This is a genomic window from Virgibacillus kekensis (assembly GCF_042654125.1).
Taxonomy (GTDB): domain Bacteria; phylum Bacillota; class Bacilli; order Bacillales; family Amphibacillaceae; genus Lentibacillus; species Lentibacillus kekensis.
Genome location: NZ_JBHSFU010000003.1, coordinates 557,951 through 583,141 on the forward strand (window position 1 = coordinate 557,951; position 25,191 = coordinate 583,141).

The window sequence follows — 25,191 nt, forward strand, 5'->3', positions numbered from 1 at the left end:
TTTGTTATTTTCTTCTTTGGTAGAATCTGCTGCTTTGTCGGCTACCATGAATTTACCTCCTAGATTATCCAAAAAATATTTTTATTATAGCAGTACTCAGCAATTAGTATACACCTTCGTGATAAATATGCAATAATATAAATTTATTTTCTCCAGAAAGGTGAAGCGGAAATAATTTGCGGCCTGAGCAGCCGTTTTGTATTGATATTACACAAAATCTGACTTGTTAAACAACAGCTGCCGGGCGCAAGGGGATTAGCCTTAATGATAGAAGTATTCTATAATCTGGCTAACAGCATTTTCCCTCATGATAATTTTTCCGTATTCTTTAAGCCGGTAGGAAGTAATGATACTAGGCGAGGAAAACTCAGACATAACAGCTATAAGATTTTCCTTATTTAGTAAACCGAGTTCATTTTCATGGAACAGCATATAGTAGCAGTTGTTCATATAAAATACCTGCCCACCATCCACTCCTATTGCGGCCAGGCTGGAGGAAACCCGAATGACATCCTCAAATTCCACGAACGAGAAAATCAGTTCTTTGCTTTCATCCAATGTTACTTTCATCTCAATGAAATCCTCATCCCAACTTGAAGTTTCTGTTTTTTGTGTAACAATAACATGCATTCCCTGTGCCTGCATCAAATGAACCTGTACGAGCAGGACACCTTCCAATTCAAAATCAAGTTCCGAACTTGCTTCATACATCATTTCACTGAACAAATTTCTGACATTTCCCGCGTCACTCCACAAATCTTCTTTTGTAAAGCCGCGGTCGATCAGATCATCAAATGTCAGAAAAATTGTAAATTGGTTATCGGACACTCGTTCAATTCGCATAAAGCATCCTCCTTTATATACCCGATTTTAAAAAACATTAACTCGGTGTACTGATCGTGTTATTAATTTGTATTCTTAACAATTTTCTTTACTATACTATATGCCGCAACGATGATTGTTGAACATTACATTTTATTCCCGAACGTAATTATCTGACATTCAGCATTCGTCCCAAGGCGCATAGGAAGTCTTGTATAACCATACCCTTCGCTGACAAGGACGTCTGTATTGCCTATTCTCTCCAAACCACCACGTTTAAAAAAGCCGAACCCTAAAATGCGGATTTGTCCACCGTGAGTATGTCCTGCTAGTACCATATCTACCTTGTCCTGTTCTTCCCTGTCTAGTTCATAAAATGCGCTCGGTGCATGCGTAAGCAAAATTTTATATGTACCTTCAGCACCCTCACTTGCGACATCAAACAGCGCTTCACTACGATGACAGCAATCCAGTCCAATAAGACTTATTTTGTTACCATTAACTGGGATTGCACAGTTACGATTGGCAAGAATGGTTACATCCTCTTCCTGCAAAAGACTGTACAATTCATTAGGATCACCGTCATAATCATTATTGCCCCAGATAAAAATAATCGGCGCCCCCCAGCGTTTCAGCTTGCGAATATTCTCCCTTGTCCTTGCTGAAGGTACACCGCTTTCTGTCAGATCCCCACCAATTACCACAAAACTAATATCCTGAGGTATCTGCTCCAGAGTTTCAGTTTTTATCTTACGGCGATGAACATCGGAAATAAAAAACAGGCTGAATTCTTTATCAATCTTTTCACTCGTAATCCGATGATGACCAATTTTATCGTGATGGGCTTTAAACACCATATATAAGAGTAATACCAATGATAACAGTACTAAAACAAAAAATAAATAAACCATTTACCGATCTTCCTCTCGCAAATACCCTATGCGGATGTTCATCCGAGTCTACGGTATATCAATTTAACCTTGATTAAAAGAAAACTTTCCCTAAAATTGCCGAATAGGACATCCAATAAGACTCATAAGCATGAAAGGAGTGTATATCTTTATTGGAAGGAGGATTTTATGTTTACACAATATAAATACTGGGAGCCGTATGTAAGCCCATATGACCCCTGCCCCCCTATTAGGGTGAAAAGCTATAGTACTCCACCAGAATTATACGTTAACTTTCAGCCCCAGGGACTCGAGCAGTACAGGCCAAAGGAAGCCCTGTACCGTGGAACTCTATGGCCTCTTCTCTTCAGTCCATATCCCGCCCCATCTAAAAGAGGTGATGAGGATGCCTAAAACCGTTCCAAAGGAATATTATCAGTTGATGGAAGAAATACAGGCAGTCGATTTCGTGTTAGTTGAACTGACCCTTTATTTAGACACCCATCCTCAAGATTATGATGCAATCGAACAATTTAATTTATTCGCAAAGCAAAGTAAAGAACTGAAAGTAAAATTCGAGAAAAAGTTCGGTCCGCTCATGCAATATGGACGGAGTTATTCCAATTATCCATGGAACTGGGATGACACCCCATGGCCATGGCAGGTTTAATGGCAGGAAATACCTGTTTCTAGAGGAGGAGATAATTTGTGGTATTACGAAAAGAAACTTGAATACCCGGTGAGAGTCCGTGAGTGTAACCCTCACCTTGCCAAATTTCTGATAGAACAATACGGCGGTGCGGACGGAGAGCTTGCTGCAGCACTCCGGTACTTAAACCAGCGGTATACCATTCCAGATAAAGTCATTGGGCTTCTGACAGACATCGGAACGGAAGAATTCGCTCATTTGGAAATGATTGCCACAATGGTTTACAAACTCACAAAAGATGCTACTGCTGAACAAATGGATGCTGCTGGGCTAGGTGCCCATTATGCAAACCATGACAATGCATTATTCTATCATAATGCAGCCGGGAATCCATGGACGGCTGAATATATTCAAGCAAAAGGCGACCCAATTGCTGATCTTTATGAAGACATTGCCGCCGAAGAAAAAGCCCGTGCCACCTATCAATGGATCATTAATCTGTCAGATGACCCTGAACTTAACGACGGCCTCAAATACCTGCGCGAACGAGAAGTAGTCCATTCACTCCGTTTCAGGGAAGCTGTGGAAATTCTGAAGGAGGAACGGGATAAGAAAAAAATATTCTGAAGTCTGAAGGGTGTCTGTTACTAGACACCTTTTATTTTGGAATAAAAACCTACAGACCATTAATGATTTCGGAAAGCTCAGGCCCCCATAAATAGTATGCCCCAGCAATGACAAGAAATAGAATAACAATAACTGTTACCAGCCGGAGTGACGCCCGGCTTACTTTAAACCTGGTACCGGTATTTTTGCCACCATGCACTTCTTTGCGTGGTGGCAAATTCAATATATCCACATCCCGGTCCTGTTTCCCTTCCTCTTTTATTTCTGTGTCTTCTATGAGTGGACGATTATCTTCCCCCTGACTCTCCACTTCATTAAATAATTTACGCAGTTCTTCTGCTTGATCTTCGTGATTCTTCGTTTCTTCCCGCATGTTGTGCACCTCACTTTTTAAAACGGATAACTGCTCCCAGAAGGAAATCTACGACAAAATGGGCAGTAATTGTTGTATATAAATTCTCAGTAAGCAGAAAAATATAGCCAATATAGAAGCTAACAAACAATACAGAAATCAATAAAAGTGGTTTTTTCAGGTATCTGATATGAACAACTGCAAAAAAGATACTAGCTACTACATACCCAAAAGTTGTCTGAAGCACACCCCTAAATAGCAATTCTTCCGATATAGCCGTAATCAAGGCAATGCCAGCTATTTGAATCAGTGGTCGTTTTCTAAAAATTTTATCATTAATTCCGCCATCATCATAGTATTTTTCCGGAAAAATAATCACAAACAGTATATCCAGTATAACAATAATGAGACCAGGCAGGACCCCATAGTATATAATACCCGGTCCATCTAGGCGAAAGTAGTGAGCCCAATCGGAGAAATCACCAAAGAAAAAAAGGCTTAATATAATTGCCAGCAAGAGTAAAAGCATTTGAGAGATTACCAACTGCTTTACAAGTTCTTTATCTGTCAATTGTTTAATAATTTCACTTTGTTTCTGCATGGTCCACTCCGGATAGTAATAGTTTTTTTAATTTATTCTGCCACGAGCCTGCTGATGTGCTGTAATTACTCTGTTCAGGCTCCCAGGTGCTTATAGAATACCCGCAATTGGAACAGCAGCCGGCCAGAGGAGCTTTAAAGTCATCTTGGAAACTTTGGTAGAGCTTTTTACGCAGACAACCTTCATAATGTATCCAACTTGTCATTTCCCATAACTTCTGTTCTTTCAGTTTGACCCTATCTACCACAAGTCTATAGATTTCATGATAACTGGTTTTCCAGAGTTCACCACTAAAAACAAGTTCGTTACCATTAATAATTCCTTTACCCTCCAGCTGATGGTGGAGAAAACGCCACTGTGTTTCACTAATCTGTAATATTTCCATGATTTGGGTCGCATCAGGAAGTGATGGAGCCTGTTTGTATAGTTGATATAACCTGGAAAACATTTCTTTCAGCATGTCAGGGGCAGGTAATTCATTCTCAATCAACGCATTTGGAAGATATTCATCCCCATCTGCGTATAGCAATAGACTAACACTTGACTTCCCATCACGTCCTGCTCGTCCAATTTCCTGAATAAAAGATTCTATCTGTAAAGGAAAATGATAATGGATGATCAGCCTGATATCCTGCTTATTGATTCCCATTCCAAATGCGCTAGTACAACATACGACGTCGAGTTGGTCGTTCATAAATTGCTGTTGAATCGAAATTCTGTCTGTCTGGTCCATCCCCCCATGATAAAAGGCAATTCGATGGTCTGGAAGATTTCTGGCCAAAAACGCTGCAATTTCTTCTGCCTTACGCTTGCTCGAAAAATAAACTAGGGTAGGGACCCGGTAATCTTCCAGTATTTCAGCGATTTTATGTTGCTTTTCAGCATCATTATTTAGATGTTCAACCGTAAACACAATATTTTCGCGGTCCATCGGATATATATGCCTGTTAATCACCGGGCGATTTAACGAAACTGCAATATCATTCTGCACTTCTCTGGTTGCTGTTGCACTTAATGCTAGAATTGGAGGGTTCTTCAAATAGTCAATCATCGTACCCAGACGGAGATAGTCAGGTCTAAATTCATGCCCCCACTGCGAAATACAATGGGCTTCATCAATCACAAAGAGACTCACCCTTACATTTCTTAAGTGCTTTTTTATTACAGGCTGCAAAAGTAACTCAGGTGATATGTATATCAATTTATACTTATTTAGATTCTGAAGCGTCTGTTTTTTTTCCTTTATTGCCATAAAACTATTAATCGCTTCAACTGCTTTGAAGCCTGTTGCCCTAAGTTGTTTAACCTGATCCTGCATTAGTGATATCAATGGAGATACTACTATGGTAAGTCCGTCCATCATGGTAGCCGGAAGCTGGTAACACAAGGACTTCCCAGACCCGGTCGGCAGAACTCCCAGGACATCGTTACCATTTAATACATCCTTAATGATTTCTTCTTGACCAGTACGAAAAGAAGGAATGTTAAATTGCTCGTTGAGTTGTTTTTTCAGTATAATATCATGCATCTTACTCTTCACCTACTATGATAGGATTTTCAGCGGCCAGAACTAAACGGATTTCGAAATAGCTTATATCCTCATTAACCTGGGCTTTAATATCTTTTAGTTTATTAGACGCTACTGTATCCAGGGCTGAAGTTATTTCCTTTTGATGTTGCTTGTTCACAAAATCATCAACCGAGAATTGTTTATCATACAGCGCAATCTCGACTAGATGGTCATAAATTGTATTTAGTCTCAGCTGGCGTATTGCAGCAATTTCCTCCACGGATCGGTGTTGATAAAGCAGTTGGTTCGTCTTTTTAGCAGAATTGGTTAGCCTGCTGTCTACGGGCATGTCGTCCAGCATACTGGCAATAATTGGAAATTCCTGCTTCTTTTGTTCTATTAAAAATAATAGTTGATGAATTACAGCTGTTAGAATTAAAGGTACATCCAGCCTTTTAAGATTATGCTGTTCCGCGAGCTGAAAACTGCTCATTCCGTGTAATTTGTATCCTGTCAGACTATCGACAATTATACTTGCTTCCCGGTCATTCAAATACCTGAAGATTGTTTCCAATTCATCATGCAATATTTGCAAATACGCCGCTTCGTTACTTTTTATTTCTTGATACTTTACACGCATCCATTCGGTGGCTGTCGAATTTTCAGAGACCGGGATAAACTGCAGGTTGCCATTGAAGCTATTAGTCAGTGTCTGAACAAACAATGTTAACCGGTCCCAAAAATGTTGTGCAATATTATAATACCGAATCCCATTAAAGTATTCTGCAGGCAATTTGTAATCATTTGTTTCTTCCAGCCATTTCTGATAATGCAATCCGGCCACTGCTGATGAATCGTTGACCCGTTCAAGTACTTGTTCTTTAAAAAGCACTTCTAGCCGCTGGTGAAAATCCTGTTTTTTTAATGTTTTATATATCCCATAATAGTTCTTTAGCTTATATATATGTGAATCCTGCACTGTCTGAATTGACTTTCTCCCTTTGAGCAGGTGAAATGCAGCAGAAACAGTACGAGCTTCTCCGAATCTGGTACAGCAAAGCATAAGTAAACGATCGAGCAGCAATTCCCACCACCTCCTTTCTGAAAAAAACCTTTTTGTGTAACCATCGCATTTGATATAAAATGCGAAGTAGTGAAAAATCAATGCTTAACTCGGACTCACGATTAATAAGTGCGTCTTCGTCGCTACGGAAATACACTACGCTTTCTACGGGCGGCTGTTGAGCCTCCGTTGAGCTAACTCTCTCCGGGGTCTCATCGAGGCCTCTGCTCCCGTAGGAGTCTCCGTGTATTTCCTCCGCTGGAATAAGGCTGATTTGTACTGTATTTACATTGACCTCTTAATCTTTTCACATAGTGAACATATATTAGCGGAGGAAGAATACGGAGACTCCAGTGGGAACAGCACGAGGCGAAGACCCCGCAAGAAGCGTTTTTTGCTTCTGAGGAGGCTGAGGCCGTGCCCACGGCAAAGGAAACACTGTGAAAGCTTTAGCTTGAACAGATGTTGGACTTGCACCCGGAGCGGTGAAAGCGAAGTATTCTGCCGGAGCGAAGCTTCGCCGTTACTTCGCAGTTTATAGATTATGTATCCAAAACAACAATCTTTAGAAAACCTTTGAAAAATATGTGACGATTACCATAAAAACGGTTCATTATTTATCATAACACGTAAACCTTAGGTTGAAATGTAAAAAAATCAGCCTTAAAATAGAATTAATGGATAGTGGGTTTATCCTGCAGGAGGGAATTAAAATGCCCAAATATACAATTGTCGATAAAGAAACATGCATAGCTTGTGGAGCCTGCGGAGCTGCAGCGCTTGATATATATGATTATGACGACGAAGGAATAGCCTATGTGGTTCTTGATGAGAATACAGGAACTGCAGCCGTTCCTGAGTTATTGGAGCAGGACATGGAGGATGCCTATGAAGGCTGCCCGACCGATTCCATAAAAGTTTCAGATAAGCCTTTTAACGGTGATCCTCTGAAATTTGAAGATGAGTAATCTAATTTGGCCTGTCTCATTCTAATGGGATGGGCTTGTTTTATCGATCTTCATATTGCATAGTTTTAAGTACTGTTAGAGGGTCATCATTCAAAGTATGTCTGATAATCTCGCTATCCCGAAAAAGCGCACATAATGCCACAGTGGTTGTCCAATTTGCATTGATCCGCCGTTTCTCAATCTGGATAAGTGACTTCTTTGATATTCCCAGAACAGCTGCCATTCGTTCCTGAGTATAATTATACTCCACCCGGATTAATTTCATTTTTTCTGATAGGTTTTCAATCATTTCCTTTTTTTTCATTTCCTCATCCCATTTCCGTACTATCTCAAATTATATGATAATTCGAACACCTGGTAAACCCAAAAAATAGAAAAAGCGTACTCCGGCTTTATTCCGGCAGTACACTTTAAGAGATATTCAACGATAAGTGTATATGGGGTTTGCTCCCAATGGTACATCAATTGGCTCACGGAGGTTATAAGGACCTACCGTATCCATTGGGGGATTCACAAATTCCACTTGTTGATAACCAAAGCTTTTTGCTGTCATCATAATCGCATCGAGCATAAATACCGTTTCCCCTGATTTCTTCAGATTTTCTGGATTGGAGAACTGCAATCTTAATAATGGACCTTCACGCTGGACAGTAATATTCAGGTCAGTAGGGATTACACCGGCAACATGGAACACCTCTTCATTTTCTTTCATTTTCGAAAGAGCCGAAGAAAAATTAACATTGTCACCAACTGGAATACGGACCAAGAACGCTTGATTGCTATCTGATTTCTGGTATTTTTTATAGATTGCTTTGGTTGGCATGAGCGGCAGTTTTTCCACTTTTCCAATCTGCCCAAGGTTTACCTCTCGATCAAATACTACTCGATTAATCTGATATGGGGTGAACATTGTTGTCAGGGTATCTTCAAGCAAATTGGGACCAGTGGAGCCATCGAGAACATCAAAGTTATCCGGAAGTGTGATGTTTACCTGGTTCTCATCCTGCTTTAATTGGAATTTTGCTCCTTCTAATATAAAGCTGTTCAGCCCCCATTGTTTTTCACTAAGATACTTTCCAAGCTGATTATAATAATCTTCCATCCTCACATCTGCAGGTGCTATTACCGAAAATGGAATAACATACTGTCCCTGTGTATCTGCTAGTGCGCCATGTATAATTTGAGAATCATCATCTGCTTGATAAACAACATTTGATGGTGCTTTTCTATCAAGTAGACTTACCTCGGGCATTGATTCTTGATTGCCATTGTTCTCATTCTGTTCGTCCGTATTAAGTTCGGATCCTGATTCTCCTTCTGCACCGAATTTTTCCATTGTAGCAGATTCATCCATTAAGGCATCAGATGAGGAGTTCTCGTTGCTGCTCTCAAACATCGCATTCTGGAATAACGGAGGGAGTACTAAAATCATTAGTAATACAGCAACTACGGCGCTCCCAATAGGGATCCATATCACTTTATTTGATTTTTTAGGTTTCTCCAGTTCTCTGAGTTCGGAGGAGATGTTTTGGTATAATACATCTTTATCCATGCTGTCCTCAACTTTTGGCATTTGCTGTAACAAGTCTTTTACCTGTTGATCTTCGTTGTCAAACGTATTCACAAGACATCGCCTCCTCTCTGTTGCTCTTCATTCAAATAGTTTCTTAGCACTTTTAAACCCCTGTGCTGAGTTGTTTTTACCTTACTGGGAGTAAAATTAAGTATGTCCGCAGTTTCCTGAATGGAAAACGAATGTATGTATCGTAATATAAGTACACTTTTTTGATCATCCGTGCATTTATCTAAATAACGATAAACATTCTGGACGGCCTCGTTCTGAATCGCTATTTCTTCAGGTAAAGGCTTCTGATCCTGAAGTAAATGTCCTTTCTCTCCCCAGTCAAAAAACTCCGAAATCCTTTTTCGCTTCCTCTTTTTCCTTCTGAAATAATCAATCGTTACGTGTCGGGCAATAGAGAACAGCCATGTTTTTTTACTGCTGTCGCCTTTAAAGGAGTCATAGGAATTAATTACTTTAATATATACTTCCTGAACGAGGTCCTCACATGTTTCTTTATCTTTTACCATATAAAATATAAATTGATACAAGTCCTGATGATATTCATCATAAATCTTTTCAAAAACGGCTTTCATTTCGATCCCCCGTTCACTTGAATAGTCGCTTTGGAGCGTTAAAAGTTACAATATAGTAATACTATATTCCAAAACAGCAAAAATACCAACCTCATTCAGTTGGTATTTTGCAGATGAAATCGATTATTGGCATATTTTTTAAATAAATATTGAATCGCTGGATATAGCATAAAAATGAATACTCCGTTGCCAATCGCATGATAGGTATCAAACGGAAGGCTGGACAGATAGTACGGCCAGAATTCTCCGACCATGGAATACATTGTTAAGGAAATAATAAATCCATAAAGATATCCGCTGAATACAGCAAAGATGGCAAGTACAGGAAGTGGTACCCTGCCAGGGATTTTACCGAGAAAACCGCTTAAAATACCGATTAATCCCCAGGAAACTATTTGCCATATTGTCCAGATTCCCATACCCAGTATCATATTCGACAAAAACGTTGTTAGGATCGCTAATATCACCGCAGATAATGGGCCAAGCAATAGCCCAGATATAATGATTAATGCAGTGACTGGCTGAACGTTCGGGAGAAAGACAAACACTGCCCGCCCCACAACTGCCAGGGCCGCAAGTAAAGCAAGTAATGTAAGTTTATAAGTGTTCATTTACACCATTCCCTGCTACCAGCATAATTAATATGCTTGCAGGTCAAAAACTACTTTGTCCCCTGGTGAAAGTTCCAACTCGGTAGCACCAACTTTTGCCATTTCTCCGTTAACAGTATACATCCACGCCTTCTTTTCATCTTTCCCAGGTGCTATGCCATTAATGGAAGTGATAAATCCTCCATCCTCTTTAATCTCAAAGTTTTCTTTCATTACTTCCATGAGGATTGCCCCGTCTTTAATCTCAATCTCTTTTTCTTTAATTTGCTTCTCACCATTATTTTTCGAAATCGTAACAGTTACTGTGTCTTCACTCTTTTGTTCGGTATTTTCACCGGATGATTGAGTGCTTTCATTCTGATTGCTGGCTTGTGATTGTTCTTGTTCCTGGTTATCGGTCCCACATCCCACCAGCAAACCGATTATTAAGAATAATAACGCCGAAACACGAAAAAACTTTTTCTTCATTTCCCATTCCTCCCTTTATTTTTTGAGGAGTAGCGGAAGTTGGCAACCGACAAAAACATAGTGCCTATGTATCTTTTTGTTAAATAAATCCAACAAAAAAGCTGAACTCTCAGGAGTCAGCTTAAGACAATCGATACACAAACTTTCACATACGTAATGTATTCGGTCGTCCCAATCGCTCATACCCTCGAAGCATTGAAACCTTAGAAATTGGCAGGTCTACTGACTTGTGACATTTTCCTACTCCAGGTCCCTTCCCATATGGCCAGCATACAGTGGATTGCGCCTGTTTCGTACATCACTTACAGTTGCGAGGACAGTTCCGGCCTTTCACCGGATTCCCTATTAAGCATGTGCACCAATTTCTGTTCATTGTATTCAATTCTATTTAATCATATCATAATCGGTCATCTTGTAAAGGAAGTTTAAACGAAAAAGTTGTTCCTTCACCAGGTTTACTGTTTACAGTTATTGTGCCGTTATGGGCTTCGACAATATTTTTGGCAATAGCAAGCCCGAGACCCGTTCCTTTTTTCTTACTGTTACGTGTGCGTGATTTATCAGCTTTATAAAACCTCTCAAACACGAAAGGAAGGTCTTCTTCGGATATACCACTTCCATTATCCTCAACCGATACTGACAAGCTATCTTCATCACTGGTTACTCTTACTTTCACTTTCCCTTCTTTATTTGTATGGCGAATAGCGTTATCAATCAGGTTTGTAAACACTTGTTCCATTCTATCTGGGTCAATCATCATTTTAGAAACCTGCATATCCTTCTCAAGCAGTAGTTTCACTTGATTCTCATCAGCTAGACCTCTAAACTTCTTGATAATCCGCTCTACATACATGTCCATATCCACGTATTCTTTATTTAGCTGCGTGTATCCGGCTTCCATCCTGGCCAGGTCGAGAAGCTCATTAACAAGCCTTCCCATCCTTAATGACTCTTCATGGATGATTTGTGCAAGGTTATTCTTCTCCTCTTTCGTGTCTGCCACATCATCCACAATTGCCTCACTATAACCCTGAAGCATGGAAATCGGGGTTCTTAATTCGTGAGAGACATTTGCTATAAAGTCTTTGCGGAGCTTATCCAGTCTCCGTTCTTCAGACATGTCACGGATTACTGCTACTGCTCCACGAACATATGACTGGTCATATAACGGTGTCATGATCATCACCCAGGTACGCCCTTTTACATCAATTTCATGTATTGCTTCTTTTTCATCCTTAATCACGTCTTGTAAAATTCCACTTAGCGGCACAGGAGCTTTATTGCTTTCTTCATTCAGTTCGTTATTTTCAAATTTTAACCCTTCAACAAATTGACGTGCTGGTGGGTTGGTCACAAGCATATCACCATTACGGTTCAGCGTAATCACCCCATCCGCCATGGAACTTACAATACTGGATAATTGTTCCTTTTCCTGTCGAAGTGCATTAATATGAAATTTCAGCTGTCTTCCCATTCGATTAAACGCCATTGCCAGTTCACCAATCTCATCATGGGTTAGAATGGGCACTTTGGTGTTAAACTCTCCTCGAGTAAGATCAAAAGCGGCTTCTCGCATTTTAATCAACGGAGAAGTTATCCTGGTCGACAGGAAAAAGGCGAATATCGTTGTCAATACAATCGCTATCCCAGCTGCCAGAAATATGATCTTGGTAGTTTCAGCCTTGGTTTTATTCACAATATCAAGTGACTGATAGACAAAAACTGCCCCGTCCTGATTAATTGGAGTCCCGACAATCATTCCATCAACGTTACTTTCCGGCAATTTGAGTTCACGCTTCACATTCTCATTATTAGTAAATACATCATTTAACTGTTCATGGTTTTGTAACCAGTTTGTATCGATTTCCTGCAGTTCATTATCCGAACTGTGAGATGTCCAGGAAGAACCATCTTCGTATACGATGACGATTCGACTGGCAGGATCTTTTATCCGTTCAGCATTATTAAGTGCAAGATTCTGATTATCGTATTGCTCCACCATATTAGAAACTTGAACTGCAGTCTGCATCATATCATTCTCAGCCTCTTCCACATGGAAGTTTTCAAAGAACTCAAGAAGCAAGATTGTCAATATAAATAATACAAAAGAAACTAGCAATAATATGGTTATTGCTAGTTTCCCTACTACACTTCTCCAGAACATTAAGCATCATCTACCTCAAATTTATATCCAACGCCCCAGACAGTGACAATCATCTTTGCAGCTTCCTTGGATACATTATTCAACTTCTCACGCAGCCGTTTAACATGTGTGTCCACCGTCCGTAAGTCACCAAAAAATTCATACTGCCAGACTTCTTTAAGAAGAAGCTCACGATTAAACACTTTATCCGGTGATTTCGCAAGGAAACAGAGAAGTTCATATTCCTTTGGAGTAAGACTGACTTCCTTGCCATCCGCGGTAACCCGGTGTGCATCATGGTCTATCGTTAAGTGAGGGAACACAATAAGATTCTTTGTAGGTGTTTCTGCTTCACTGTAACTTCCCGCAGATACACGTCTTAAAAGCGCCTTAACCCTGAGTACTACCTCACGGGGGCTGAAAGGCTTGACGATATAATCGTCGGTCCCAACCTCAAACCCCTGTACCCTGTTAGCCTCTTCACCTTTAGCTGTAAGCATAATGATCGGGGTTGATTTTTCTTTACGTAATCGCTGAGTAACTTCAATTCCGTCCAGTTCAGGCATCATAAGATCTAGCAGAATAACATCATAGTCATGTTCCAGAGCAAGTTCTAAAGCTTCCGCTCCGTCTTCTGCCTCTTCAACAATGAAGTCTTCTTTTTCCAGATACATTTTGATCAGACGGCGTATTCTTTCTTCATCATCCACTACTAGAATTTTAGCATTCGTATCCATTAAAGCGCCCCCTATTTTTTACAATTAACAGAGATGTAGTAATCCACTTTGGAGTTTTTCCATCAATTATGCGTATGAATGCAAGCCTGCAAGGATAAGATTTACTGCGAGCAGGTTGAACATAATAATTGCAAATCCTCCAACAGCGAGCCAGGCTGACCGCTCACCATGCCATCCTCTGGAGAGTCTCAAATGTAGAAAAGCTGCATAGAAGAACCATGTGACCAAGGCCCATACTTCTTTTGGATCCCAGCCCCAAAATCGATCCCATGCTATTTGAGCCCATATGGAAGCAAAAATAATTCCTCCAAGTGTAAACACAGGGAAGCCGATTGCTACAGCCCGGTAAGAAACCTCATCAAGCAAATCAGGTTTCGCATTTTTCAGCAGTGGCTGAATAGCTGCGCCGATCCGCTTACGGATGATCAGTCGAATTAGACCGTAAATCACGAGACCAGTAAAGACCGACCAAATTATTGTATTGAATTTACGTGCCGCATCTACCCCATGCATCCATGCCGGAGCTTCAAACCAAGGTTCCATTCTTTCACCGGTAAGTAACGTGCCCTCATTTGGTCCAACAATAGCTGGCAGATGGTAATCAGTGGTTATTGTGCCTTGTTCACCATTATATTCAAACTGTGCATTATATCCAGCAACATTGAATGCGGTGGTAATAACACTAAAGCCAACTAATATAACCAGTGAAAAGAGAATTATTTCCAGCCATGTTGTCCGTTTGCTCCTTACTGATTGATCGACCTGGCGAATCAGATAAATAAGTCCCGCGACAAAACTAATTGACAAGATAGCTTCCCCGAGCGAAACGGTAGTAACATGAATATACAACCAATGGCTCTGCAGAGACGGAACCAGCGGCGCAATCTCAGTAGGGAACATGCTTGCATAGGCAATTATGATCATAGCAATCGGCAAGGCAAACAGCCCCAAAATATTAAGCCGGTAAATAAAGTAAATAATAATGAATGCCAGCACAATTCCCATTCCGAAAAATGTCATGAATTCAAACAGGTTACTGACAGGTGCATGTGCACTTGCAATCCATCTTGTGATGAAGTATACAACCTGTGCAAGAAATCCAATTATCGTTATTGTAATAGCTATTTTACCAGCGGTACTTTTATCGTTTTCTGCGTTCTTTCCTTTTATCGTTGCCCCGAAGAAAAACGTGGCAATCAGATAGAGGATAAACGCTGTGTATAGCATCGTACTGCTAATACCCAGGTAATCCATAATAATCCTCCTTCATATAAAACGAACTACTCCTCAAGTTCCTGTTGGTCATCAACCATTTTAATGTTTGTATCCGAAATTACTTTTTCAATATCTTTCTTAATACCATACCAGTTCTTGTTGGTATGTGCCGCGAGCAGAATTCCATCGCTCTCCGGACGAATCCATATACGGCGATGCTGCCAGTACATTCCCTGAATAACACCTATCATAAATATCAGCGCACCTACTGCAAACAGTGGAAGCGTATAATCCTTTCTGACAGTCAGTCCACTGACATCACGCATTTGAAAATCGGTTATACCCAGCTTGTAATCATTCTCTCCAGTTGCGTTTATATTCTTACCAATTCCAAGAAAACTTACTTCCGGTTCACTTCCATCGGGTGGATAAACCGTAAATACAAACGCCGGATTACGCGGATATTTGGTTTTTGACCTCGGTTCCCCGTTATCCAAATAGTAGTCAGGATAATACTGAGAAACCTCCACTCTAAACCCGTTATCCAGCTTATATTGGGATTCAGGTGATGTAAGATCCATAGTAAAACTGCCCATCGCCTTTTCATCCGGGTCTTCCGTCTCATGTATTTTGAAAGTCATATCCTTGAATTCATTCAACTGGTAGCCGGCTTGATAGAGCGTATACCCATCAAACTTCAACGGATGATTCATACGAATATCCTCTTCAGTAACTTTTACCAGTTCCGGATCCTGACCAGGGAGGTTTTCTCCTTTTTCTTTATAAATAACTGCATTTGTCTGGAAATTTTTCGGGACCATACCTTCCTGCTCAATTGCCTTTTGGAACCGTTTATCATTTTCATCATACGTTTCCAGTAAAAAGTCTTTGTTCTCTATGTAATACTCCCCTTCGGTCCCCGGAATCACCGTCAGTTCACCTTCTCTAACCCAGACATACTCATCAAGGTACATAAATGGAGTCATCCTTAGCAGTGCTGCTAACAGAACAATAATGAGTCCAATATGGTTAACATATGGGCCCCAACGTGAAAATCGTCCTTTTTCGGCCAGAATATGACCATTTTCATCTCTGACTTTGTACCTGTTCTTCTTAAGTCCATTAACAATTGTTTCTTTCTCCTCAGCTGTTACCTTTTCAGTTTTACTGTACAGACGCTGTCTGCTGAGAAAAGAAGGATGCCGCTTGGCTTTTTGAATTTTTAGCGCTTTGTAAAGTGGTACAAAACGGTCAATACTGCAAATAACAAGCGAAATTCCAATCAAAGCTATCAGCAGCATATACCACCATGAGCTGTATAAGTTATGAAGTCCTAACTGGTAATAAATCTGACCAAGTAATCCATAACGTGCCTCATAAAAGACAGCAGGGTCACGTGATTCCGCATTCGCCGGAATATACATTTCCTGTGGATAAATAGTACCGATTGCGGATGCAATGAGTGCAAGTACAATCAGCCAGACTCCAACCTTGACGGAGGAAAAGAAATTCCAGATTTTATCGACAATTGATTTATTATAGGTCTGTGACCTTCGTGCACTACCATCGTAACGCATATTCAGTAGTTTCTTTTTATCATTGCCGTCAATATGCTGATTACCCTCAATGGGCTTACCACAAGCCTCACAAAGGACTGTCCCCTCAGGGTTTACGTGGCCGCACTCACATTTGATATGATTCATTCGTATCCCTCACAATAGCTGCATTCTTATTCAGGCTGGATCTGTTTCAAATATCCTTCAAGCTTATCCAGTGTCAGTGCCCCATCAACAACCTCCACAATTTCTCCTTCTGGACTGATAAAGAAACTGCTCGGAATTGGACCAACTTTGTAAAGATTCATTACTTCCTCAGTAGTGTCATGAGCCACAGGAAAAGTCAAATCATATTTATCAATGAAACGGTTGATTACCAACTTATTAAAGTCAAGGCTTACTGCAACAATCTCGATGCCTTTATTTTCGTACTCTTTGTAGAGTTTTTCCATGTAAGGCATTTCCGCTTCACATGGCTTACAGTATGTAGCCCAGAAGTTAAGCATAACGCCTTTCCCTTCAAGGTCGCTTAACTGCACAGTCTCAAGTTCGTCGTTTTCATTTATCTGCTGGAGCTTAAAATCAGGTGCAGGATCCCCGGCATCCACATTTGTATCCTCTTTATTGAGATTGGATACGAGTGCATATACTACCGCAACAAGCAATACCGAGAGAATAATGGTTCTGAAAATAAGCCGGTTTCTTTTTTTTCTTCTTTTATCAGGTCTCTTCTGATTGGTCATAGTGTTTTTTCACTCCCCACGCCATTATACCATGATATAACAAAGGTAAATTTGACTATTATTCAACAATTTTCGGCTGGGAACAATAAGCTCAAAAAGTTATATGTGACTACTCATTTACCGCCAGATGTCTCATTTTCTTTACTTCATGTGGTGTCAACGGACGATAATCACCAGGCTGCATACCATCTAACGTAAGCATGCCATAACGCTCCCGTTTCAATTTGGAAACTGGATAGCCTAGTTCATCCATCATGCGCCTGATATGCCTGTTTTTGCCTTCATGCAGTGTCAGCTGCACAATTGTGGTCTTCTTCTGCTTATCCACGCTCAAAATGGAGTAACCGACCGCTTTTAACAATTCACCATCCGACCGGATTCCTTTTCTTAATGTATTGAGTTCGCTCTTACTAGGAATACCTTTTACCTTGGCTACATATACTTTATCTATCCCATGGCTTGGATGCATTAGCAGATTGGCAAAGTCACCGTCATTAGTAAGCAACAGAAGACCGGATGTGTCATAGTCCAGTCTGCCGATTGGGTAAATCCGCTCCTCCACCTCTCCTAGATAATCCGTGACTACTTTTCTTCCTTTATCATCTTTGATACTGGAAATGACTCCTCTTGGTTTATAGAACATATAATAAACCGGTACCTCTTTCTCCAATAGAATCCCATTAACTTCCACATCATCGTTTGAGGTGACTTTCGTGCCAAGTTCTGTCACTACTTTATTGTTCACCTTTACTTTCCCTTCAGCAATCAGCTTCTCCGCTTTTCTACGCGAAGTTACACCACTTTGAGCAATTACTTTTTGTAGACGTTCTAATGAATTAGGCATTTTATCACCATTATTTTTTAGATTTTTTTAGGCTCGTAAATTCCGCGACTTTCCACTTGAGATAATCAGCGACATAAAAGTGTATCTTCGCTCCTATCCGGAGATACATTACGCTTTTCAAAGCTCCCTTATATTAGATTTCACCATAATAATAGCGTTAACAATTTGTTAACGCTACTTTTAAGGCTCAGCCAAATATTATAGTAACAATTACAATTGATGCAATTATACCAACTAAATCTGCCAATAGTCCAACCTTTAGTGCATATCCCATCCTCCGTATCCCAACCGCGCCAAAATATATAGTAAGAATATACAGCGTTGTATCCGTACTTCCTTGCATCGTTGAGGCTAATCGGCCAATAAATGAATCGGGTCCATGGGTACTGATTAATTCGGTTGTCATCCCCAGTGCCGCCGTGCCGGAAATAGGCCTCACCAGAGCCAAAGGGACGATGTCAGCAGGAACGCCAATCACGGTCAGCACTGGGCCAATTAATTGAATAAACGCTTCCATTGCACCTGAACTCCGCAAAACCGATATAGCCACAATCATCCCTACTAAAAAAGGAAGTAAAGAGAATGCCATTTTGACACCATCTTTTCCCCCTTCCACAAACATTTCATATGTAGGAACCTTTTTCCAGGTAGCAACCAGAAGAACGATCAGAATGAAACATGGTATCAGCCAGGTACTGACTGTCGTAATCACACTCAAGTTTATTTCCTCCTCTGGCTTTTGTAATAATAAAACCGGTCAATTAATATTGCGCTAAGTGTAGATATAAGTGTAGCGATAATAGTAGTTCCTACAATCTCCGTCGGGGCCGCTGAATCATACTGCATTCTGATCGCAATTACGGTGGTCGGGATGATTGTCAGACTTGAAGTATTCAGTGCCAGAAAGGTGATCATTGAGCGGGATGCTGTATCAGAACCACTCAACTCCTTCATTTGTTGCATTGCTTTAATCCCCATAGGCGTAGCAGCGTTTCCTAAACCAAAAATATTAGCAGTAAAGTTCGATAAAATATAGCCCATTGCGGGGTGATCCTCGGGAATATCAGGAAACAATCTTGTTACAACAGGACGGAATAACCTTGCCAATATATCAAGAATACCGGCTTTTTCTGCTATTTTCATAATCCCGAGCCAAAATACCAGTATACTGATCAGGCCTATTGATAGAGTAACCGCCTCGTCAGCACTCTCGAACAGTGCCTTATTGACCTCTTCCATGGTTCCATTGAACATAGCATAAACTATTCCTACGATTGCCATAAATGCCCATATAAGATTTACCATGCTAATCCAACCCGGTTATATATCTATAAACAGTTACGATTTTCGCTAGGAAACCTTTTTCATGCTTGTCATTTGCGTATATGGGTGTTTCCCTTACCGGTACAGAATCGACAAAATAGATGGTTTTACCAATTACTCCTTCTGATTTTTCTGACGCATTTTCCAGGAGGAACGATCTGCTTGCAATCAGTTTCTGCTCCTGCTCTTTAAGTGGTAATTTTATTTCTTCATGCAAATATCCCATTATTTTTTCGCCTGTTTTTTTAATATGGAATATCTCTTCCCCACTCTGGTCAATGGTTGTCATATCAAAACTATCGAATCCCCATTCAAACATACTGATATGATCACGCCAGTCATCCGACCCGTTTAGCGTAACTGCAATCAGCCGCATCTTATTTTTCTCGGCAACAGAAACTAGAGTACGGCCAGCTACTCTGGTATAACCGGTCTTTCCGCCGGTACTGTATTTATACATACCGGTAACCAGCCTATGCTTATTCTTCCAGGAGTAGTCACGGCTATCTGACTTATAGATTTCAGTGCCGGTTATCTCGCGGAACTGTTCATTTTCCATAGCATAACGCATTAACAGCGCCATATCATATGCTGTCGAGTAATGGGTCTCTGCATCCAGACCGTGAGGGTTATCAAACGAAGTATTCGTCATTCCCAGCCACTGGGCTTGCTTATTCATAAGGTGTACGAAACCTTCCATACTACCGCCAACATGTTCGCTTATCGCCACCGCTGCATCGTTCCCGGAGCGAAGCATCAGCCCATATACTAGATCCTTTAGCAATATTTTTTCCCCAGGTTTCAGGTAAATCGAGGATCCTTCTGTATAAGCGGCCCGTTTAGTTATCTTAACCGTCTCATTCATTTTCCCGGATTCAATTGCAACTAAGGCTGTCATTATTTTGGTAATGCTGGCAATAGGCTTTTTTTCATGAGCCTCTTTTTTAAACAGGATCCTTCCTGAAGACCCTTCAATCAGAACTGCATTATTTGCCGAAACACCAACCTCTGCATGGCCGAAAGAAGGATAAAGCAGAGTAGTCAACAGCAAGCAGACTATCATTAACAGCAAACGCATCACGAGTTTCCCCCCACGGATGATTTATCTGTATAGTTTATGCAGGGCATGTCCGGATATGATTCTTTCAGACATAAAAAAAACCCTGCACTTTTCATGCAAGGGTACTGTCAGTCCGAATCGGACGCATTTTCATCCAACTGTTCCGAAAACTTTTCAAAGAAGAGATCTGCTTCCTGTTCGGTTTCGTCGTTTTCAACGTTTTCCGGGAGAGGCGGTAGTTCCTCAAGGGAGGTAAGTCCGAAATAAGTTAAAAAGTCAGTGGTAGTTGCAAAAAGAACCGGCCTTCCTATACTGTCTTTTCTTCCTACTTCTTCGATTAGTGACCTGTTTATCAGTGTCTGAACAGGTCTGTCACTTTTCACCCCTCGAACTTCATCGATTTCAGCCCGGGTAATAGGCTGCTTATACGCAATAATGGCCAGCGTTTCAAGAGCAGCCTGTGACATTCTCGAAGAATGGGGTGTCTCCAGATACCTCTTGAAATACTCACTGTGCTCCGGTCTTGTTGTTAAGTGGTAGACCTCATGAGACTTCATCAGCAAGATGCCCCGGTTGGTGTGGTCGTAATCATACCGCAATTCATCCAGAATGTGCTCGATTGTTTTCTCTGATACATCAAGCACACGGGCCAACTGTTTCATGGATACTCCTTCATCCCCGCTTGCGAACAGCAGCCCTTCAGCAATCGCCTTTAACTCATTAATTTCCACGTTCAACCCCCCGTATAAAAAATAAATATTGAATCAAAATGTTTCTTTTGCTCGCACCTGATTTCTCTGTTTTTCATCAGTTCGAGAATCGCAATAAAAGTAACAACTATATGATCACGGCTTGGTCGCTCAAAAAGATCATCAAATACAATCCCGGCCTTGGAAACTTTGGTACGCTGCAGCACTTCTTCCATCCGCTGTTCAATTGGAATTCCACCGCTTTTAATTTTGGTCTCCAGAGGTTTGCTCCAATTTTTCCGTTCAAACATTCTTCCAAGGGCGTGAAGCATATCATAGACCGAGGTATCACCTTTTACTGCAGGCTGTTTAGTATAACTTTTATCAAACTCTGCTGGCGGCCGCATAAATATCTGATTGGCCTCAAGCTCTTTCTCTTTAAGTTTGTCCGCGGCCTCTTTATATTTCCGGTATTCTATTAAGCGCTGCATCAATTCTTCACGAGGATCTTCCATAAATTCCTCATCTTCTGTTTCCAACTCCTGTTTTGGCAGCAGCATCTGACTTTTTAGTGCCAGAAGTGTAGCTGCCATTACCAGGTATTCACTCGCCACGTTCAATTCTAGGTATTGCATGGTATGTATGTATTGCATATACTGTTCTGTTATCGTGGCTACCGGTATGTCATAAATATCTATCTCGTACTGGTTGATTAAATGCAGCAGTAAATCAAGAGGCCCTTCAAAGGCTTCGAGTTTTACCTGATACGGCTCGTTCATTGTAATCCCCCCTTACTCACAATCCGACCCGCTTCTTCATCTTCATTAGAAAAACTCGACATTCGTCTCGTCTATAACGAGTGTCGAAGTTTTTCTTATACTATCTTCCGTAAAAACTTATAAATTCTGATAGTAGAAACAAAAGCCAACTCTGATACGGCAGAGCTGGCTTTTAAGTCCGAAATTTATGCAGTTTCAGTTAAGACTATTATATATAAATGGTTCAGATACTCCGATTTCATTGAAAGAGCAATCATTATTCCATACTTTCGCTTTTCTCTTCTATCTCTTGACATCTGGAATAAAACTGCTGTGTCACCTCGTCTGCACATACTGCATACTTGTCGGCATAAAGGCGATCAATTTCACTGACCATCTTCTGGCCAATCCCCATATTTCGATGGGAAGGATTCACTGAAATATGCTGTACAACAGCATTTATATCGTCTTCTACCCTTATGCCAATAGCACCCAGAACATCCTCTTCCTTCCAGAGAAAGAGGTGCCAGTCAGGGTTAGTTTCATATTCTTTTATTGTCTGTTGAAGTTTTTTAACATCTTTTTCTTCCGGCATGAAAGACAGTAAACCCATTGCTATCTTTTCCATGTTCTTTTTATAACGTATTAGCATAGATACCCCTCATTATGAAAATAACTTGCCAACCATGGAAAGCAGAAATATACCAGCTGCAATCACAATCACCCAAAATAATATTCTATCCTGTTTGGCTCCGTTACCCATATAAAAATCACCTTTACCGGATAATAAATTGTCAGTTATCCTTTGAGAGCAGAAATGACTTAAAACACAAATGCAATCCAGTAAATAATGCCCCAAATCATCCCAAGTACTAACAGAATAATGAATAGTAACCAATTTTTCTTCCGTTGGTTCAATTTAACTTCATTCCTTAACAAGCTTTGCCATATTATAATAAAAACATACTTTCCGTCAAACGGCTATTAATGCCTACTCAGTGTCTTGAAGATCACATAACCATCTGACTGCCTGCCCTTTATCTTAAAGGGAATCAGGTTAATAGTGGCAATCCAAAGATTAAACAAGAGTGGAAGCAACAGATAGTTGCTCGACCATTGGGTGTAAAGAAAGAATAATAGTAAGGTAACAATAAGGTTGCTTAAAGGCCCGCTTACTGCTATCCAAATCTTTTCAAGCTTAGTATATACTCTGTTTCGTTCACTATATGCCATACCACCCAAAAAGTAAACAGCGTGAATGGATATTGTAAGTCTTCCAACTGAAAAACGGCTGATTTCTTTACCACTACCCACTGATAGCTGGATACGCCTTGCATTAAGCGCCCTGGCCCCAGCAGCATGACCTGCCTCGTGAAGCAATGTTCCGATTGGTGCAACACAAAAAATTAGATAAATCAGCAGGTAAATATCCATAACCCTTTATTCAGTTACAACCCTGATCTCCTTCATAACATCTCCACCCTGCATTGCTTTTGCATGTTCAATGCCAGAAGTGACTTTACCGAACACAGTGTGGACTCCATCAAGGTGTGGTTGTGGTTCATGAACAATGAAAAACTGGCAGCTTCCGGTATCTTTCCCGGCATGAGCCATCGACAGGGAACCTTCTTGGTGCTGGTGCGGGTTTCCTTCTGTCTCACATTTTATGGTATATCCAGCTGAACCAGTTCCATTACCTTTTGGACAGCCCCCCTGACTAACAAAACCAGGGATGACACGGTGGAATGTCAGTCCATCATAAAAATTGCTGTTCGCAAGCTTTTCAAAATTCGCCACTGTATTAGGCGCTTCACTCGGGTATAGTTCAAATTCAATTTTGTTTCCATTTTCCATCTCTATATAACCTGTTTTACTCACGTATTCCAACCCCTTCTATAACTCTAAAAAATTGTCTGCTAAAAACCTTCGTCTATCATATCATTTTATCTAAACCTTTAAAAGAATACAATACCAAACCTATTCGTAGGACAGGTCATTCCTGACTACATCTTCGAACGATTCCCGTCTGACTACGAGTTTATCAATACCATTCTCAACAAACACTACTCCCGCATTAGGTAGTCTATTGTAATGGCTCGCCATTGAATAACCATATGCCCCTGTGGAGAAAACAGCCAGGATGTCTTCACTGGCTACTTCCGGTACAGGAAGATCCCAAATCAGCATATCACCAGATTCACAGCATTTTCCAGCCACAGACACTTTGTCTTTAACCGGCTGTGACGCTTTGTTGGCGAGGACTCCTTCATATCTGGCCGAATAGAGCGCGGGACGAAGATTATCGGTCATTCCACCGTCCACTGAAATATAGTTGCGGACACCTGGTATTTCTTTTTTAGAACCCACTGTGTATAAAGTAATACCAGCATTTCCGGCTATTGCCCGGCCTGGTTCAATCCATATTTCCGGTACAGGCATATTATGATGGTTTGCCTGCTCTCGCACAACAGATACCATTTCTTTTACATAGGCGGCATATGCAAGCGGTTGATCATCCTTGGTGTAACGGATTCCAAAACCTCCACCTAAATTCAGCACTTCCGGAATATAACCATAATCGGTATTCCATTCTGCCAGTTTTTTAAATAACAGATCAGCCGCAAGAGTGAACCCGTCTGTTTCAAAGATCTGGGAACCTATGTGAGAGTGCAATCCTTTAAAATGAATTTTTTCATGTTTAGTCAACTCAAGAAATGCCCTGTCTGCCTGCCCATTTTGAAGATTGAAGCCAAACTTTGAATCTTCGTTGCCAGTCATGATATATTGGTGGGTTTTCGATTCAATTCCCGGGGTGACACGCATTAGCACATTAATTTCTTTATTCTGCTTCTCAAGCAGACTGCTGATCAGCTCTATCTCATGGAAATTATCTACTACAATACACCCGACATTATGGTCAATGGCCATTTCCAGTTCTTCACGGCTTTTATTATTTCCATGCATATGGATTTTTTCTGCCGGAAATTCAGCCTGAAGAGCCGTATAAAGCTCTCCTTGTGAAACGACATCAAGACTCAGTCCCTCCTGCCTGACAACCTGAAGCATAGCAGTAGAAGAAAATGCTTTGCTTGCATAGGCTACCTGGGCTGAGGCACCGAGTTCTTTAAATGTCTGCACAAATGCCCGGCAATTGTCCCTTAGAATAGAGACGTCATAGACATACAGCGGTGTACCGTACTTTTTTGCCAAATATACTGTATCAGCGCCACCTATATCAAGATGACCCTGTTCATTAATAGTAAATGGATGGTTTTCTGCAATTGTGTTCATGTATCTTCCTCCGTCCAATCTTAAAGCTGTAACTTCAAATAATAAAAATACTTTATCATATTGAAGCATAAAACGGAAGAGGGAAGAACCTTTGTTCTATCTGCCATGCAAGGA

Annotated in this window: 29 protein-coding genes, 1 pseudogene and 1 riboswitch; of the genes and pseudogenes, 4 read left to right on the forward strand and 26 right to left on the reverse strand. The window is 40.7% G+C overall.

Features of this window, described 5'->3' with window-relative positions; genetic code table 11:
• Window positions 1-261: 261 nt before the first annotated feature.
• Together ACFO3D_RS04200 and ACFO3D_RS04205 are read right to left on the reverse strand one after the other, a co-directional pair.
• Window positions 262-843 carry a genetic competence negative regulator gene (locus tag ACFO3D_RS04200; RefSeq protein WP_390293361.1) on the reverse strand — a complete coding sequence of 194 codons (582 nt, stop codon included), beginning with the start codon at window positions 841-843 and terminating at the stop codon, window positions 262-264.
• A 125-nt stretch (window positions 844-968) separates the two neighbouring features.
• Window positions 969-1,733, reverse strand: coding sequence for a metallophosphoesterase (locus ACFO3D_RS04205; RefSeq protein WP_390293362.1), 765 nt, complete (start codon window positions 1,731-1,733; stop codon window positions 969-971).
• Between the two features lie 168 nt (window positions 1,734-1,901).
• On the opposite strand from ACFO3D_RS04205, the gene ACFO3D_RS04210 reads away from it, so the two are divergent.
• Genes ACFO3D_RS04210 through ACFO3D_RS04220 form a run of 3 tightly spaced genes read left to right on the forward strand, consistent with a single transcriptional unit; the run spans window position 1,902 to window position 2,988 of the window.
• Window positions 1,902-2,126 carry a spore coat associated protein CotJA gene (locus ACFO3D_RS04210; RefSeq protein ID WP_390293363.1) on the forward strand — a complete coding sequence of 75 codons (225 nt, stop codon included), beginning with the start codon at window positions 1,902-1,904 and terminating at the stop codon, window positions 2,124-2,126.
• Entirely contained in the window at window positions 2,119-2,382 is a 264-nt protein-coding gene (locus ACFO3D_RS04215; RefSeq protein ID WP_390293364.1) for a spore coat protein CotJB, read from the forward strand. The genes ACFO3D_RS04210 and ACFO3D_RS04215 overlap by 8 nt, the downstream gene beginning before the upstream one ends.
• 36 nt (window positions 2,383-2,418) lie before the next feature.
• A complete protein-coding gene (locus ACFO3D_RS04220) occupies window positions 2,419-2,988 on the forward strand; it encodes a manganese catalase family protein (protein ID WP_390293365.1) in 570 nt (189 codons plus the stop codon).
• 49 nt (window positions 2,989-3,037) lie between these two features.
• On the opposite strand, the gene ACFO3D_RS04225 is transcribed toward ACFO3D_RS04220, so the two are convergent.
• The 4 genes from ACFO3D_RS04225 to ACFO3D_RS04240 are packed head-to-tail and all read right to left on the reverse strand — an operon-like array spanning window position 3,038 to window position 6,535.
• A complete protein-coding gene (locus tag ACFO3D_RS04225) occupies window positions 3,038-3,361 on the reverse strand; it encodes a hypothetical protein (RefSeq protein WP_390293366.1) in 324 nt (107 codons plus the stop codon).
• A 10-nt stretch (window positions 3,362-3,371) separates the two neighbouring features.
• Entirely contained in the window at window positions 3,372-3,941 is a 570-nt protein-coding gene (locus ACFO3D_RS04230) for a CPBP family intramembrane glutamic endopeptidase (protein WP_390293367.1), read from the reverse strand.
• Complete coding sequence (locus tag ACFO3D_RS04235; RefSeq protein ID WP_390293368.1) at window positions 3,925-5,469, reverse strand: RecQ family ATP-dependent DNA helicase; 1,545 nt, start codon at window positions 5,467-5,469, stop codon at window positions 3,925-3,927. Before ACFO3D_RS04235 ends, ACFO3D_RS04230 begins: the two co-directional genes overlap by 17 nt.
• A 1-nt stretch (window position 5,470) precedes the next feature.
• Window positions 5,471-6,535: a YpbB family protein gene (locus ACFO3D_RS04240; RefSeq protein WP_390293369.1), complete on the reverse strand. Its 1,065-nt coding sequence runs from the start codon at window positions 6,533-6,535 to the stop codon at window positions 5,471-5,473.
• Between the two features lie 692 nt (window positions 6,536-7,227).
• Here ACFO3D_RS04240 and ACFO3D_RS04245 point away from each other — a divergent pair.
• Window positions 7,228-7,482 (forward strand): ferredoxin, encoded by a 255-nt coding sequence (locus tag ACFO3D_RS04245; RefSeq protein ID WP_390293370.1) that lies wholly within the window; start codon window positions 7,228-7,230, stop codon window positions 7,480-7,482.
• A 52-nt stretch (window positions 7,483-7,534) separates the two neighbouring features.
• Here ACFO3D_RS04245 and ACFO3D_RS04250 read toward each other — a convergent pair.
• The 20 genes and pseudogenes from ACFO3D_RS04250 to lysA all read right to left on the reverse strand — a co-directional run.
• Window positions 7,535-7,786, reverse strand: a pseudogene (locus tag ACFO3D_RS04250) (helix-turn-helix transcriptional regulator); the annotation flags it as partial.
• Window positions 7,787-7,903: 117 nt separating this feature from the next.
• The gene (locus ACFO3D_RS04255) at window positions 7,904-9,106 is read right to left on the reverse strand and encodes a hypothetical protein (RefSeq protein ID WP_390293371.1); all 1,203 of its coding nucleotides are present in this window, start codon (window positions 9,104-9,106) and stop codon (window positions 7,904-7,906) included.
• Window positions 9,103-9,639, reverse strand: coding sequence for an RNA polymerase sigma factor SigX (sigX, locus tag ACFO3D_RS04260; RefSeq protein WP_390293373.1), 537 nt, complete (start codon window positions 9,637-9,639; stop codon window positions 9,103-9,105). The genes ACFO3D_RS04255 and sigX overlap by 4 nt, the downstream gene beginning before the upstream one ends.
• 95 nt (window positions 9,640-9,734) lie before the next feature.
• Complete coding sequence (locus ACFO3D_RS04265) at window positions 9,735-10,250, reverse strand: ECF transporter S component (protein WP_390293374.1); 516 nt, start codon at window positions 10,248-10,250, stop codon at window positions 9,735-9,737.
• A gap of 27 nt (window positions 10,251-10,277) precedes the next feature.
• Window positions 10,278-10,718, reverse strand: a complete 441-nt coding sequence (locus tag ACFO3D_RS04270; RefSeq protein ID WP_390293375.1) for a DUF4430 domain-containing protein — start codon at window positions 10,716-10,718, stop codon at window positions 10,278-10,280.
• 195 nt (window positions 10,719-10,913) lie between these two features.
• Window positions 10,914-11,096, reverse strand: a riboswitch (cobalamin riboswitch).
• A 19-nt stretch (window positions 11,097-11,115) separates the two neighbouring features.
• On the reverse strand, window positions 11,116-12,882 hold the full coding sequence (locus tag ACFO3D_RS04275; protein ID WP_390293376.1) for an ATP-binding protein: 1,767 nt from the start codon (window positions 12,880-12,882) through the stop codon (window positions 11,116-11,118).
• Window positions 12,882-13,598 carry a response regulator transcription factor gene (locus ACFO3D_RS04280; RefSeq protein ID WP_390293377.1) on the reverse strand — a complete coding sequence of 239 codons (717 nt, stop codon included), beginning with the start codon at window positions 13,596-13,598 and terminating at the stop codon, window positions 12,882-12,884. Before ACFO3D_RS04280 ends, ACFO3D_RS04275 begins: the two co-directional genes overlap by 1 nt.
• Before the next feature lie 66 nt (window positions 13,599-13,664).
• Window positions 13,665-14,852, reverse strand: coding sequence for a c-type cytochrome biogenesis protein CcsB (gene ccsB / locus ACFO3D_RS04285; protein ID WP_390293378.1), 1,188 nt, complete (start codon window positions 14,850-14,852; stop codon window positions 13,665-13,667).
• A gap of 26 nt (window positions 14,853-14,878) precedes the next feature.
• The gene (gene resB / locus ACFO3D_RS04290; protein ID WP_390293379.1) at window positions 14,879-16,516 is read right to left on the reverse strand and encodes a cytochrome c biogenesis protein ResB; all 1,638 of its coding nucleotides are present in this window, start codon (window positions 16,514-16,516) and stop codon (window positions 14,879-14,881) included.
• 26 nt (window positions 16,517-16,542) lie between these two features.
• Complete coding sequence (gene resA / locus ACFO3D_RS04295) at window positions 16,543-17,112, reverse strand: thiol-disulfide oxidoreductase ResA (RefSeq protein ID WP_390293380.1); 570 nt, start codon at window positions 17,110-17,112, stop codon at window positions 16,543-16,545.
• Between the two features lie 109 nt (window positions 17,113-17,221).
• Complete coding sequence (locus ACFO3D_RS04300; protein ID WP_390293381.1) at window positions 17,222-17,956, reverse strand: pseudouridine synthase; 735 nt, start codon at window positions 17,954-17,956, stop codon at window positions 17,222-17,224.
• 187 nt (window positions 17,957-18,143) lie between these two features.
• Complete coding sequence (locus ACFO3D_RS04305; protein WP_390293382.1) at window positions 18,144-18,674, reverse strand: spore maturation protein; 531 nt, start codon at window positions 18,672-18,674, stop codon at window positions 18,144-18,146.
• A 2-nt stretch (window positions 18,675-18,676) separates the two neighbouring features.
• Window positions 18,677-19,261 carry a nucleoside recognition domain-containing protein gene (locus tag ACFO3D_RS04310; protein WP_390293383.1) on the reverse strand — a complete coding sequence of 195 codons (585 nt, stop codon included), beginning with the start codon at window positions 19,259-19,261 and terminating at the stop codon, window positions 18,677-18,679.
• A 1-nt stretch (window position 19,262) separates the two neighbouring features.
• Entirely contained in the window at window positions 19,263-20,357 is a 1,095-nt protein-coding gene (locus ACFO3D_RS04315; protein ID WP_390293384.1) for a D-alanyl-D-alanine carboxypeptidase family protein, read from the reverse strand.
• Window positions 20,358-20,467: 110 nt separating this feature from the next.
• On the reverse strand, window positions 20,468-21,070 hold the full coding sequence (gene scpB, locus ACFO3D_RS04320; protein ID WP_390293385.1) for an SMC-Scp complex subunit ScpB: 603 nt from the start codon (window positions 21,068-21,070) through the stop codon (window positions 20,468-20,470).
• 2 nt (window positions 21,071-21,072) lie between these two features.
• The gene (locus ACFO3D_RS04325; protein WP_390293386.1) at window positions 21,073-21,807 is read right to left on the reverse strand and encodes a segregation/condensation protein A; all 735 of its coding nucleotides are present in this window, start codon (window positions 21,805-21,807) and stop codon (window positions 21,073-21,075) included.
• Between the two features lie 256 nt (window positions 21,808-22,063).
• A complete protein-coding gene (locus ACFO3D_RS04330) occupies window positions 22,064-22,438 on the reverse strand; it encodes a GNAT family N-acetyltransferase (protein ID WP_390293387.1) in 375 nt (124 codons plus the stop codon).
• A 332-nt stretch (window positions 22,439-22,770) separates the two neighbouring features.
• The gene (locus tag ACFO3D_RS04335) at window positions 22,771-23,220 is read right to left on the reverse strand and encodes a site-2 protease family protein (protein ID WP_390293388.1); all 450 of its coding nucleotides are present in this window, start codon (window positions 23,218-23,220) and stop codon (window positions 22,771-22,773) included.
• Between the two features lie 6 nt (window positions 23,221-23,226).
• Complete coding sequence (locus tag ACFO3D_RS04340) at window positions 23,227-23,640, reverse strand: peptidylprolyl isomerase (protein WP_390293415.1); 414 nt, start codon at window positions 23,638-23,640, stop codon at window positions 23,227-23,229.
• A gap of 123 nt (window positions 23,641-23,763) precedes the next feature.
• Window positions 23,764-25,077 (reverse strand): diaminopimelate decarboxylase, encoded by a 1,314-nt coding sequence (lysA, locus tag ACFO3D_RS04345; protein WP_390293389.1) that lies wholly within the window; start codon window positions 25,075-25,077, stop codon window positions 23,764-23,766.
• Window positions 25,078-25,191: the final 114 nt, after the last annotated feature.